The sequence below is a fragment of the Rhizobium sp. M10 genome (assembly GCF_002531955.1).
Classification (GTDB): domain Bacteria; phylum Pseudomonadota; class Alphaproteobacteria; order Rhizobiales; family Rhizobiaceae; genus Rhizobium; species Rhizobium etli_C.
This window is the reverse complement of the sequence record NZ_NWTA01000005.1, coordinates 378,772-391,398: the sequence shown is the minus strand read 5'-3', so window position 1 is coordinate 391,398 and position 12,627 is coordinate 378,772. Positions and strand designations below refer to the sequence as shown.

Here is a 12,627-nt window from a genome sequence, read left to right as displayed (position 1 = left end):
GGCTTTCAGCTTGGCTTCGAGATCGGCGACGTCATTGTGCTTCCAGATCACCTTGTCGCACTTGGCGTACCGGATGCCCTCGATCATCGAGGCATGGTTCAAGGCGTCGGAGAAGATGATCAGGCCGGGGATCTTGGCACCGAGCGTTCCGAGCGCTGCCCAGTTGGAGACATAGCCCGAGGTGAAGATCAGTGCCGATTCCTTGCCGTGCAGGTCGGCGAGCTCACGCTCGAGCAGGACGTGATAGTGGTTGGTGCCAGAGATATTCCGGGTGCCTCCCGCACCCGCGCCACAGTGGTCGATGGCGTTCTTCATCGCCTCGATCACCTTGGGGTTCTGGCCCATGCCGAGATAGTCGTTGGAGCACCAGACCGTGACGTCCTTTTCACCGTCGGCCGTATGGCGGGTGGCGCGCGGGAAATGGCCGCGCTGACGCTCGAGATCGGCAAAAACGCGGTAACGGCCCTCGGCATGAAGCCCGTCCAGCTCGTTTTTGAAAAATGCTTCGAAATCCATCATATGCTCCAGTATCACGCGGCCGTTCTTGCCGACCGGACGTCCGCGCGTCAATGCTTACCCTTTGCTTTACCATCAACTGCGGCAAAAGGCCCAGATTTTTGAATGATTCCAGATAAAAAATATGCGAACCGCGATCAACCAGATTGATGCGGCCAAACGCGGTGGAATTTCGCCGAACCGCCGGGTCGGCGACAACCTTCCTATCTCAAAAAAAGCCGGACAACAGTGGACAACCCTTTCTTCCGACATAGTTTTCGAGCTAGCCTGACAAAAAACAATAGGGACGGCCTATGCCCATTGGGCGACAACCCAGGAGAAAAGAAATGAAAAAAGCTGTCATACTCGCATTGATCGGCCTGTCGATCGCAAGCTGCACGCCGACTCAGCAGGGCGCCGGCATCGGCGCTGCATCCGGTGCGGTCATCGGCGGCGCAGTCACCGGCAACGTCCGTGGCGCGGCGGTCGGCGCCGCTATCGGCGGTGTCTCCGGCGCCCTCATCGGCAGCGTCGCCGAACAGCCCGGCCAGTGCTACTATCGCGATCGCTATGGTCGCCGCTACATCGATACCTGCCCGCGCTGAGAGCGGTTGCAAGTCGCAAAACAGGAAATCCCGGACACACATCCGGGATTTTTTGTGCTAAATTAGCGCGTTGGCAATTTAAAATGGTACACCCCGCGCGTTTTTGCCGCTAAGCTGTTCATGGCTGGGCAACGAAGCTTCGTGTAGGCGTAAACCAAAAGCAGCGGATGCGGATCAGAGGGACAGGCCCGAAAACAGGTACTGCGTATCGGCGAACAGGCACCATGATGGTGGTCGCAGCGGCAGCTGCTTTCTCACCGGTCCTGATCGGCGACGCTTACGCCTTCAAGCTTTTCGGCATCACCATCTTCGGCAAGGGAGAGGACGAAGGCGAACAGGTGCCCGATCCGGTGCGCTATCACGTCGACCTCAAGGCCGACACCGCCGATCCCGATCTTAGGGAAGCGCTGGAAAACAGTTCCCGCCTCGTCAGCGACCAGAAACAGCCCGTTTCCGGCGATCTCGGCATCGTCGTCAAGGCGCGTGACGACCGCGAGCGGCTGATTGCCGCCCTGTATGAAAAGGCCCGCTACGGCGGCGTGGTGACGATCACCATCGATGGCCAGAACATCGACGACCTGCCGCCCAATCCGACCTTCGACCGCTCCGGGCCGATCCCCGTCGCCGTCGACATAACCCCCGGTCCCGTTTTCAGGGTCAGGGAAGTGCAGTTCGGCGGCGACGCCGCAGACCGTAATCCTGCCGATTACGACCTCGCCCCCGGCGCCGAGGCCGGGTCGCTCGCCATCATCAAGGCCGGCGACAGAATAGTCGAGCAGTTGAAAAGCGAAGGCCGCCCCTTCGCCAAATTGACCGAACGCAAGGTCGTCGCCGATCACAGAAGCAATACGGTCGACATCGTGCTTGCCGCCGAAGGCGGGCCTGTCGCCCCGATCGGCGATGTCGGCGTCACCGGCGAAAAAACCGTCCGGCCCGGTTTCATCCAGCGTTATTCCCGGCTGAACAAAGGCGAAGCCTACTCGCCGGAAGCGCTGAAGAAGGCGGGCGAGCGCCTTCGCGCCCTCGGCGTCTTTTCGAGCGTCACCATTCACGAAGGCGATACGTTGGCACCGGACGGCACCTTGCCGATGACGATCGAGGTTTCCGAAGGCAAGCGGCGCTATTTCGGCGTCGGCGCGCAATATTCCACCACCGACGGCTTCGGCGTTCAGGGCTATTGGGGCCACCGCAACCTGTTCGGCGAAGCCGAGACGCTGAGGATCGAGGGGTCCGTCTCCCGGCTCGGCGAAACGACCGATGTCGGCAGCCTCGACTATTCCGCCGGCATCCTCTTCACCAAGCCGGGCGCCTTCTTTCCGGCCGCCACTCTGAAGGCCGGCATCATCGCCAAGACGCAAAATCCGGACGCTTATAACGCGACGCTCGTCACCGCCTCGCTCGGCCTTTCCTACGAATTGACCGATAAGGATACCGTATCGGCGAGCGGCGAGGTCAGCTGGGAGCGCGACGACGACGCGTTCGGCACGAACGACTACCTGACCTTCACCCTGCCGCTGCAATATGACCGCGACGCCCGCGACGACAAGTTCAACCCGACGGAGGGCTATCGTGCGACGGTTTCGGCAAAGCCCGGCTACGAGATCTTCAATGCTACGCCCTATGCGGCGTTCGAAGGCTCTATCTCCGGCTATCTGCCGTTCGGTGCCGAGGATCGCCTGGTTCTGGCCGGCAAGCTTGCCGGCGGCGTGCTGATCGGCGGCGGCGGGATCGAGGACATTCCCGCCACGCAACGCTTCTTTGCCGGCGGCGGCGGTTCGGTGCGCGGATACAGCTATCAGGAAATCTCGCCTTACAACGACAATGGCGACGCCACCGGCGGCCGCTCCTATGTCACAGCTTCGGTGGAGGCCCGCATCAAAATCACCGATACGATCGGCGTCGTTCCCTTCGTCGATGTCGGCACCGTATCGGACACCACCTTCCCTGGTTTTTCCGATATCCGCGCCGGCGCCGGCGCCGGAATACGATATGCCACACCTTTCGGCCCGCTGCGGCTTGATTTTGCCGTGCCGCTGAACAAGTACGAAGATGGCACAGATTATGGAATTTACGCCGGCATCGGCCAGTCCTTCTAGGATTGCCGGTTCCGCTGTCATGTCCGATCTGTGAGCCGTCATGAAAACGGGGGTAATGTCCGCGCCGATGCAAACGCTGGCAAAAATCGTCAACTGGATCATACGGCTCACCGGCTACGTCGTGGGCGCCAGCTTGATTCTCGCTGTCGCAGCGCTTGCGATCTTCGGCTTCACCTCCTTTGGCGCTCGTATCGTCACCGAAAAAATAGCCTCCACGCTTTCCAATCGCGACATGACGATCGAGGTGCGCGAACCGGAAGGTCTGTTGACCGGCGGGCTTCGCGCCGCCGAGATCTCCATCTCCGACACGAGGGGCGTTTTTGCTGAGATCCACGGCGTGGCCATTGACTGGAATCCGCTGGCGCTGCTGACCGGAACCTTTCACGCCAAGCGCTTCGAGATCGAAGCGATCGACGTGCTGCGCAAGCCGGTGCGCACCCTGCCCTCCCGGCCCGACGCCGAAAATTCCGGCGGCTTCTCTCTCCCGATCAAGATCGACGTCGACCAGGTTGCGCTGCCCAATATCAAGCTTGCCGAACCCTTTGCCGGGCGCGCCTTTGCGCTCGCCGCCGCAGGCAGCCTCTCGGCAGATGGCGACGGCGGGGAGGCGACCGTCAATGTCAGCCGCCACGCGGTCCCGGATGCGCGACTTACCGCCGATATCGCTTATGCGCCGGCCGAAAACCGGCTGCGCCTGAAGGCACAGCTGGCCGAGCCGAAGGGCGGGCTGCTGGCAGGCTTCCTCGGCCTGCCGGATAGTCCTGCCGTCAACATCGACCTCGACGGCCAGGGACCGATATCCGACTGGAGAGGCAAATTGCAGGCGGCGCTCGACGGACAGCAGCGGGCCGCAATCGAAGGCCGGCATGCGATCGCCGCCGACGGACTGCACCATCTCGACCTCAAGGGCGGCGGTGACCTGAGCTCGCTTCTGCCGGCAGCATTCCGGCCGCTTTTCGCCGGCCAGACCAATATCGACCTTGCCTCAACCTTCGACGACCGGGGCAAGATCGATATTCAGACCGGCAATATCGCCACCGGCAGCGTCGTCATCGCCGCATCGGGGACGCTTGATCCGGCCGGCAACAACAGCCTCAACGCCAACCTGCTCGGCACATCCGGGCCTGTCGATTTCCGCTGGCCGCTCGCCGAAGGCGAAGCGCGCTTCCTGATATCCGGCCTCAACCTGGCGCTGACCGGCGACGCGCAGGCGGCGCGACTGAGCGTCAGCGGCTCGCTCGACAGCGCAACCCTCCCGCAGGCCGATATCGGCAACGTCAAACTGACGGCAAAGAGCGACGCCTTCAATCTTGCCGCCCGCGCCGGCAGCGTCCAGCTGCGCCTCGTCGCTGGCGACGCGACCTTTGCCGAGCCGAACCTCAACCGTGCGGTCAAAGGCCCGGTCACGCTCGCCGCGCCGCTGCAGATCACGGCCGGCAGCATTGGTTTCAATGGCACCACCGTCGAAAGCGCCAATATCAACGGCAGCCTCAACGGCTCCTATCGGCTGACAGACCGCGCGCTGACCGGCAATATCAAGCTGGTCGTCGAACCGGCGGCTCTGCCGGCCGCGGCGACGAGCAGGTTCGACGGGCCAATCTCGCTCGAAAGCCAGGTGGCGGGCACCGTCCCGTCGAAATTCGCGCTGTCCAACCTCGTCGTCAAATCCGGAACGCTCGAGGCCGCCGGCAACGTCGCGCTCGACGGCTCGACCTTGAACGCCGATCTCTCGGGCCGGCTGCCCGATGTCGGTAAGCTGATGGCGGGCGCGAGCGGCGGAGCCGCTTACGCGTTGCGGGTCGGGGGCGAACTGCCGGCCCTCTCCGTGACAGCCAATATCAAGGCTGCCAGCCTGCAGATGGCCGATCGCATGCTCGCCAACCTCAATATCGATCTCACGGGCGTCGCCGATCCGAAGGCGCCGCAGGGTAAGATTGCCGCGACCGGCACGATCGACGGCCAGCCGATCGGCGTCAACGGCGATATCCGCTCCGAGGACGGCAGGATGAGCATTCCGGCGCTGACCGCCGACATCGGCGGCAACCGGCTGACCGGCAATCTGGAATTTTCGCCCTCCCTGACGCCCTCTGGCGCCTTGACCTTCGATTTTCCCAATATCGGCCTGCTCGCCGCCCTCGGCGGACAGAAAGCCGAAGGCGATCTCAAGGGATCGCTCGGCATCGCCGGCGACGGCGGCAGGATTGCGCTGAAGCTGCAGGCGACCGGCGCTTCGCTCCGCCGCGATACACTCTCCGTTGTCAAACCCGAGATCGACGTCACGGTGAGCGATCTCAGCGCCCTTGCGGCCAACGGCACGGTCCGGGCTGAAGAGGTGAATGCCGGCGCAAACAGGCTGGCCGGGCTTTCGCTCGCTTTCACCAAGCAGCAGCATCAGACCGACTTCGATCTCAATGCCGCCTATGATGGCAATCCGGTGCTGGCGGCCGGCAATATCCAGACGGCAGACGGCACCGTCGACGTAAACCTCGATCGTTTCTCGGCAAGCCCGCGCAATATCCCAATCGAGCTTGCCGCAGCGACGCAGGTCAAAATCGCCGGCGGCGCCGCCAGTCTGGACGGACTGACGCTGAAAACAGGCGCCGGCTCGGTGAGCGTCACCGGTTCGGCCGGCGAGACGCTGAAGCTCGATGCCGTCATCAAGGAGCTGCCGGCAGCGCTCGCCAACGGTTTCGTGCCCAACCTTTCGGCTGGCGGCACGATCTCCGGGACGATCGCCGTGACGGGAACGCCGGCCGCGCCCATCGCCGACTTCAAGCTTGACTGGAAGGATGCGACGACGGGCCAGATCAAGGGGGCCGGGCTGGCGCCGCTCGCCATCACCGCCGGCGGCAAATTTGCCGACAAGAAGCTCGATTTCGACACGACGATCGGTAGCGCCGACGGCCTCTCGCTCAAGGCGGCCGGCAATGTCGGCCTCGCCGATCCGACGGCGCCGGTGCTCGATATCGACGCCGATATCCTCAACCTGCCCGCCCGTGTCGCCAATGGTTTTGTTCCCGATCTCGCCGCCGAAGGCGCGATCACGGGAAAATTGAGCGCCGCCGGCTCCCTCAAGGCTCCGACCGCCAATTTCGATCTCGCCTGGAAGAATGCCGCGACGAGCCACACCAGGCGCGCCGGCCTTACGGTGCTTGATGTGACCGCGTCCGGCAAATTCGCCGACAACACGCTCGATTTCGATGCCGCGGTCAGCGGCGCCGACAGCCTGTCGCTCAAGGCAAATGGCAATGTCGGCATGACAGGGACGGCGATCGGCGGCGTCAAGATCGACGCAACACTGGCCAATATCCCCGCAGCTGCTGCAAACGGTTTCGTCCCCGATCTCGCAGCGGCAGGCCTTGTCTCCGGAACGGTCTCGGCGAGCGGATCCCCTGCCGCCCCGACCGCCGATTTCGATCTCCATTGGCAAAATGCCGTCACAAGCCACACGAAACGCGCCGGCCTCGCCGGTCTCGGCGTGACGGCATCCGGCAAATTCGCCGACAATAGGCTCAATTTCGACGCCGCGGTCGATGGCGCCGACGGGCTCTCGCTCAAGACAAACGGCGATGTCGCCATCACCGGCAAGACGGTCGGTGCCGCCAAGGTCGATGCGACACTGGCAAATATCCCGGCAAGCATTGCAAACAGCTTCGTCGCCGATCTTGCTGCCGAAGGCTCGGTCTCGGGAAAAATCTCGGCGGCAGGCTCACTTTCCGCGCCGACCGCCAATTTTGATCTCAACTGGAAAGACGCTGCAACGAACCACACCAGGCGTGCCGGGCTTGCCGCGCTCGGCATTACCGCATCGGGAAAATTCGCCGAGAACAAGCTGGATTTCAACGCAGCAGCGCTCGGCGATCAGGGCCTCTCACTGAAGGCCGTGGGCAATGTCGCCCTCGCCGGCACGGCGATCGACAGCGTGAAGCTCGATGCCGAGATCGCCAAGGTCCCCGCCGCTCTCGCCAACGCCTTCGTTCCCGGACTGGCGGCCGGCGGCACGATATCCGGCACCATGTCTGCGGCCGGCACAGCCGCCGCACCGAAGGCCGATTTCAAGCTCGACTGGACGGATGCCGCAACCAGCCACACCAGAACCGCTCATCTTTCCGGCCTTGCGCTTGCCGCTTCGGGCCACCTCGCTGACAATAAGCTTGATTTCAACGCCAATCTCAGCGGCAAGGACGACCTCTCGCTGAAAGCTGCGGGCAATGTCGCGATATCGGGCGCCTCGGTCCGCAACCTTGACGTCAAGGCCGATCTCGCCAATCTGCCCGCGGGCCTTGCCAACAGCTTCGTTCCCGGCCTTGCGGCGGAGGGCATGGTGTCGGGAACGGCATCTGCCTCAGGCGCGCTTCCCAAGCCCGCCGTCGACTTCAAGATCGACTGGAAAAACGCCGCCACCGCCCAGACCAGGAGCAGCGGTCTTTCTGGTCTCAGCGCCGCGGCATCCGGCAAATTCGCCAATGACAGGGTCGATTTCGATGCCAACCTCACCGGCAAGGACGGCGTGCTGGCCAAGGCGACCGGCGGCGTCACGATTGCCGGAACGGCCATCCGCGACCTTTCGGTCAATGCCGATATTCCCGCCCTGCCGGCAAATATCGCCAATGCCTTTGTGCCCGGTCTCGGGGCCGAAGGCACGCTTTCGGCCAGCGCCGTCACATCGGGAACGCCGGCCAATCCGGTCGTCGATTTCAAGCTTGACTGGAAGGATGCGGCGACCAGCCACACCAAGGCTGCCGGCCTTTCCCGTCTTGCCCTGGCGGCAACAGGAAAATATGCCGGCGACAGGCTCGATTTTGATGCGGACCTCCGCGGCGGCGGCGGCATTGCGCTGAAAGCCGCCGGTAATCTTTCCATTGCAGGCACCTCGATCCGATCGATCGACGTCACCGCAAATGCCGCCAATGTTCCGGCTGCCCTCGCCAACGGCTTTGTTCCCGGTATCGGCGCCGACGGTACGATCTCGGCGACCGCCAAGGCGGCCGGCACGCTGTCCGCGCCCGCCGTCGATTTCAAGGTCGATTGGAAGAACGCCGCGACGAGCCAAACGAAAGGCGCCGGTCTTTCGCCGCTCAGCATCGGCGCATCCGGAAAGCTGGCCGGCAACAAGCTGACCATCGACACCAGTCTTGCCGGTGACGCCGGCATGTCGCTGAAGGGCGGCGGCAGTGTCGTGATATCAGGCAATCGGGCTCTCGACCTGCGCTTCAACGGCAACGTTCCGTTCGCAGTGCTCGGCACTCCGCTTGCGCAGCAGGGCCTGGTCGCCGACGGGGTCGCCACCGTCAATCTTACGATCGGCGGAACGGCCGCAGCACCTGTCATCAACGGCACGGTCTCGACTAATGGCGCCAAGCTCGTCGACGTCAGACGCAATCTTGCCGTCAACAATCTCGCAGCCACCGTGACCTTCAATGGCACCCAGGCCGTGATATCGCGCCTCAGCGGCAATCTTGGCGGCGGCGGCACGATTTCGGCGAGCGGCACCATCGGCATCCAGCCGGCCGGCGGCTTTCCCGCCGACATTTCTATCAAGCTCGACAAGGCAGTCTATGTCGACGGAACCCTCGTCGTCTCGACCGTCAACGGGACAGTGGGCCTGCGCGGGCCGATCATGAGCGCGACGCTGAGCGGCAAGCTGCGGCTGGACAAGACCTCGATCACCGTGCCGGAAAAATTGCCGACCTCGCTCAGCGAAATCGACATACGGCACAAGAACGCGCCGCGGGCGGTGCGTGCGCAGCTCAGGGATGAAGGCAAGGGGAAAAGCGGCGAGAAATCCTCCGTCATCACCCTCGATCTCGAAATCGATGCGCCCTCGCAAATCTTCGTGCGCGGCCGCGGCATCGATGCCGAGCTCGGAGGCCGCGTGACGATCCGCGGAACGGCGGCAGTGCCCGTCGTCACCGGCGGGTTCACCATGCGCCGCGGCCGGTTGACCATTCTCAACCGCCGTCTGAATTTCTCCGACAAGAGCAGGATCACCTTTGCCGGCGATCTAACGCCGGCGCTCGATATGGAAGCCACCTCCACCTCCGGCACGACGACCCTGACGGTTGATGTGGCCGGCCTCGCCACCGATCCTTCGATCACCTTTTCCTCCTCGCCCCAGCTGCCGCAGGACGAGGTGCTGGCGCAGCTGATCTTCGGCCAGTCGATGTCGAAGCTGTCGCCGGTGCAGATCGCCCAGCTCGCCGATGCCGTCAGCCAGCTGGCCGGCAACCGCTCCACCTCGCTTTTCGAAGGCCTGCGCAACCAACTCGGCGTCGACGATTTCGACGTCAGCACCGACGAGAAGGGCCAGACAAGCGTCAGCGTCGGCCGCTACCTCAATGACCGCACCTATTTCGAACTGCAGCAGGGCGGCGCGGCCGGCGCCAAGGCGATCATCAATCTCGATGTCGGCCGCGGCGTCAAACTGCGGGGTGCTGCCGGCGGCAACGGGGCGGGCGAAGCGGGCATCGTTTATGAGCGGGAATATTAAGCCGGCTTACCTTTGTTTTGCGCAATCCCAGGAAAACCGCTTCGCACTTTTCCTGGGATTGCTCTAAAAACCCGTCTTGCTCGTCTTCAAGAGAATGTTGGTCTCGGTCGAGTTGATACCGTTGATCAGCCGAATGCGGCGTAGCGTCTCGTCGAAGGAGGCAAGGTCGCGATCCTCCAGTTCGGCGACGAAATCCCATTTGCCGTTGGTGCTGTGAAGGGCGCGGACCTGCGGCAGACCCCGCAGCTGATCGGCCACCCTGTCGGCCAGCTTGCCGAGCACCTCGATCATGACGATGGCGCGCACGCCGGCGGATCGCGTCTCGTGACCGGTGCGGATGGTGAAGCCGACAATGGTGCCGCTGGCAACGAGCCGGTCGATGCGGGCGGCGACCGTTGCCCGCGATGCACCGGTCATCGCCGCAAGCGAGGAAACGGAAATCCGGGCATTGTGGCGAAGCGCGCTCAAGAGTTCGGTATCGAGATCGTCCACGCTGATCACTCTGTCAAAATAGCTTTATCAATCTGCGCAATCATAGTCCATTTCTGACACTTTTCCATCTTTTTGCCGGCAGCCCTTTATCCCACTATCGGCCGAAACAGGCCTCAACACGGAGCCCTCGCATGAATATCCAATCGCGATCTGTCACACTCATCGGCGCACCATTGGAAGAAGGCTCCGGCCGCAGAGGTGCTGCCATGGGCCCCGCGGCGCTGCGCATTGCCGGTGTCGACCAGACGCTGATCGATCTTGGCCACGATGTTGCGGACAATGGCGATCTCAGAATCGTGCCGGCAATGGACCTGCCGAATCATCCCAAGGCCCATAATCTGAGGATCGTCGGCGCTTACACCCGCGCGCTCGAAAGCAGCGTCTATGAAGTCGCCGCCTCCGGCCGCTTTCCGCTGATTCTCGGCGGCGACCACAGCCTTTCCATGGGCAGCGTCTCCGGCATGGCCCGCTATGCCGCCGGCAAGGGTCGCCCGCTCTTCGTGCTCTGGCTCGATGCCCATGCCGATTTCAATTCTCCGGCCACTTCCCCCTCCGGCAATATTCACGGCATGCCCGTCGCCTTCTTCTGCGGCGAGGCGGAGTTCGCCGAGATCCTGCCGAAAGGCCGTCCCTTCGTCGATCCGAAGCATGTCTTCCAGGTCGGCATCCGCTCGGTCGATGCGCGCGAGCGCGAGGAGATCCACGAACACGGTGTCAACGTCTTCGATATGCGCGCGATCGACGAACAGGGCATCGGCGCCATCATGCGCCATATTCTCGATGTCGTCGCCAAGGCCGACGGCCTGCTGCATGTCAGTCTCGATCTCGATTTCCTCGATCCCGATATTGCCCCCGGCGTCGGCACGACGGTGCCGGGCGGCGCGACCTTCCGCGAGGCCCATCTTGTCATGGAAATGCTGTCCGACAGCGGTCTCGTCTCGTCGCTCGATCTCGTCGAGCTCAATCCGTTTCTCGACGATCGTGGCAAGAGCGCCCGCATATTGGTGGAACTGACGGCCAGTCTCTTCGGCCGCCGCATCTTCGATCGTCCAACCCGTGCCGCATAGAAGGCACGTGCCGCATAGACCAGGCTTAGAGGGAGAAGCGCCATGACCACTTCGGAAAAATTGATCGCCACGGAACAGCGGCTCGGCGCCAACAATTACAAGCCGCTCGACGTGGTGCTGACGCGCGGCGAAGGCGTGTATGTCTTGGATACCGACGGCAACCGTTATCTCGATTGCCTCTCGGCCTATTCCGCCGTCAACCAGGGCCATTGTCATCCGAAGATCCTCGCCGCCATGGTCGAACAGGCGGGCCGGCTGACCCTCACCTCCCGCGCCTTCCGCAACGACCAGCTCGCCTATCTCTATGAAGAGCTCGCCGCTCTCACCGGCTCGCACAAGATCCTGCCGATGAACTCAGGCGCTGAAGCCGTGGAGACCGCCATCAAGGCGGTGCGCAAATGGGGATACGAGGTCAAGGGCGTGCCGGAAGGCCAGGCGGAGATCATCGTCTGCGCCGACAATTTCCATGGCCGGACGCTGAGCATCATCAGTTTCTCCACAGACCCCGACGCCCGCAACGGCTTCGGCCCCTACACGCCGGGCTTCCGCATCATTCCCTTCGGCGATGCCGAGGCATTCGCCGCCGCCATCAACGACAATACGGTGGCGGCGCTGATCGAGCCGATCCAGGGGGAAGCCGGCGTCATCATTCCGCCGGCCGGTTATTTCACCCGCATCCGCGAGCTCTGCACTGATAACAACGTCACCCTCATCCTTGACGAGATCCAGACCGGCCTCGGCCGCACCGGCAAGCTGCTGGCCGAAGAGCACGAGGGCATCGAGGCCGATGTGACGCTGATCGGCAAGGCGCTGTCCGGCGGCTTCTATCCGGTATCCGCGGTGCTTTCGAATTCCGAGGTTCTGGGGGTGCTGAAGCCCGGCCAGCACGGCTCGACTTTCGGCGGCAACCCGCTCGCCTGCGCGGTGGCGCGCACCGCGCTGAAGGTGTTGACGGAAGAGGGCATGATCGAAAACGCCGCAGCGATGGGCGACTATTTCCTCGAAGGTCTGAGGTCGATGCGCTCGAACATCGTCCGCGATGTGCGCGGCCGCGGCCTGATGATGGCCGTCGAACTGGAGCCCGAAGCCGGCGGGGCACGCCAATATTGCCATGCGCTGAAGGAGCGCGGCCTTCTCGCCAAGGACACCCACGACCATACGATCCGCCTCGCCCCGCCGTTGATCATCTCAAGGGAACAGGTCGACTGGGCAGTCTCGCAGATCGAAAAGACGATCGGCTGACGTAAATCGAGACTGAAACCCGGGTAATCCGGTTTCCGATTTAGATTTGGGCAACACTCTTTCGCTAATGTCGTCGTAACCGTAACGATGCTTCGCCGAATGCAAAGCCATCGCGTGGTGTGAAGGCAAAGCGCGTCAGC

Annotated in this window: 7 protein-coding genes; 5 read left to right on the top strand and 2 right to left on the bottom strand. The window is 63.1% G+C overall.

Annotation, left to right across the window (positions count from 1 at the left end; translation table 11 throughout):
- Positions 1-516 (bottom strand): aminotransferase class I/II-fold pyridoxal phosphate-dependent enzyme (locus CO671_RS11420; RefSeq protein ID WP_141514462.1); only part of this gene is annotated, 516 nt, incomplete at its 3' end.
- A 326-nt stretch (positions 517-842) separates the two neighbouring features.
- Here CO671_RS11420 and CO671_RS11415 point away from each other — a divergent pair.
- The 3 genes from CO671_RS11415 (at position 843) to CO671_RS11405 (ending at position 9,686) form a co-directional block, all read left to right on the top strand.
- On the top strand, positions 843-1,100 hold the full coding sequence (locus CO671_RS11415) for a YMGG-like glycine zipper-containing protein (RefSeq protein WP_003582726.1): 258 nt from the start codon (positions 843-845) through the stop codon (positions 1,098-1,100).
- 167 nt (positions 1,101-1,267) lie between these two features.
- Positions 1,268-3,196 carry an autotransporter assembly complex family protein gene (locus CO671_RS11410; RefSeq protein ID WP_170964964.1) on the top strand — a complete coding sequence of 643 codons (1,929 nt, stop codon included), beginning with the start codon at positions 1,268-1,270 and terminating at the stop codon, positions 3,194-3,196.
- Positions 3,197-3,263: 67 nt separating this feature from the next.
- On the top strand, positions 3,264-9,686 hold the full coding sequence (locus CO671_RS11405; RefSeq protein ID WP_097606010.1) for a translocation/assembly module TamB domain-containing protein: 6,423 nt from the start codon (positions 3,264-3,266) through the stop codon (positions 9,684-9,686).
- Positions 9,687-9,749: 63 nt separating this feature from the next.
- Here CO671_RS11405 and CO671_RS11400 read toward each other — a convergent pair whose 3' ends face one another.
- On the bottom strand, positions 9,750-10,187 hold the full coding sequence (locus CO671_RS11400) for an Lrp/AsnC family transcriptional regulator (RefSeq protein WP_170964963.1): 438 nt from the start codon (positions 10,185-10,187) through the stop codon (positions 9,750-9,752).
- 122 nt (positions 10,188-10,309) lie between these two features.
- Here CO671_RS11400 and rocF point away from each other — a divergent pair, with 122 nt between their 5' ends.
- On the top strand, positions 10,310-11,245 hold the full coding sequence (rocF, locus tag CO671_RS11395; protein ID WP_097605983.1) for an arginase: 936 nt from the start codon (positions 10,310-10,312) through the stop codon (positions 11,243-11,245).
- A gap of 42 nt (positions 11,246-11,287) precedes the next feature.
- Positions 11,288-12,487 (top strand): ornithine--oxo-acid transaminase, encoded by a 1,200-nt coding sequence (gene rocD, locus CO671_RS11390; protein ID WP_097605982.1) that lies wholly within the window; start codon positions 11,288-11,290, stop codon positions 12,485-12,487.
- The last annotated feature ends 140 nt before the right edge of the window (positions 12,488-12,627 follow it).

Coding starts and splice junctions, on each gene's coding strand:
- CO671_RS11410 (WP_170964964.1), top strand. CDS start 1,268: ATGCGGATCAGAGGGACAGGCCCGAAAACAGGTACTGCGTATCGGCGA.
- CO671_RS11415 (WP_003582726.1), top strand. CDS start 843: ATGAAAAAAGCTGTCATACTCGCATTGATCGGCCTGTCGATCGCAAGC.
- rocD (WP_097605982.1), top strand. CDS start 11,288: ATGACCACTTCGGAAAAATTGATCGCCACGGAACAGCGGCTCGGCGCC.
- CO671_RS11405 (WP_097606010.1), top strand. CDS start 3,264: ATGCAAACGCTGGCAAAAATCGTCAACTGGATCATACGGCTCACCGGC.
- rocF (WP_097605983.1), top strand. CDS start 10,310: ATGAATATCCAATCGCGATCTGTCACACTCATCGGCGCACCATTGGAA.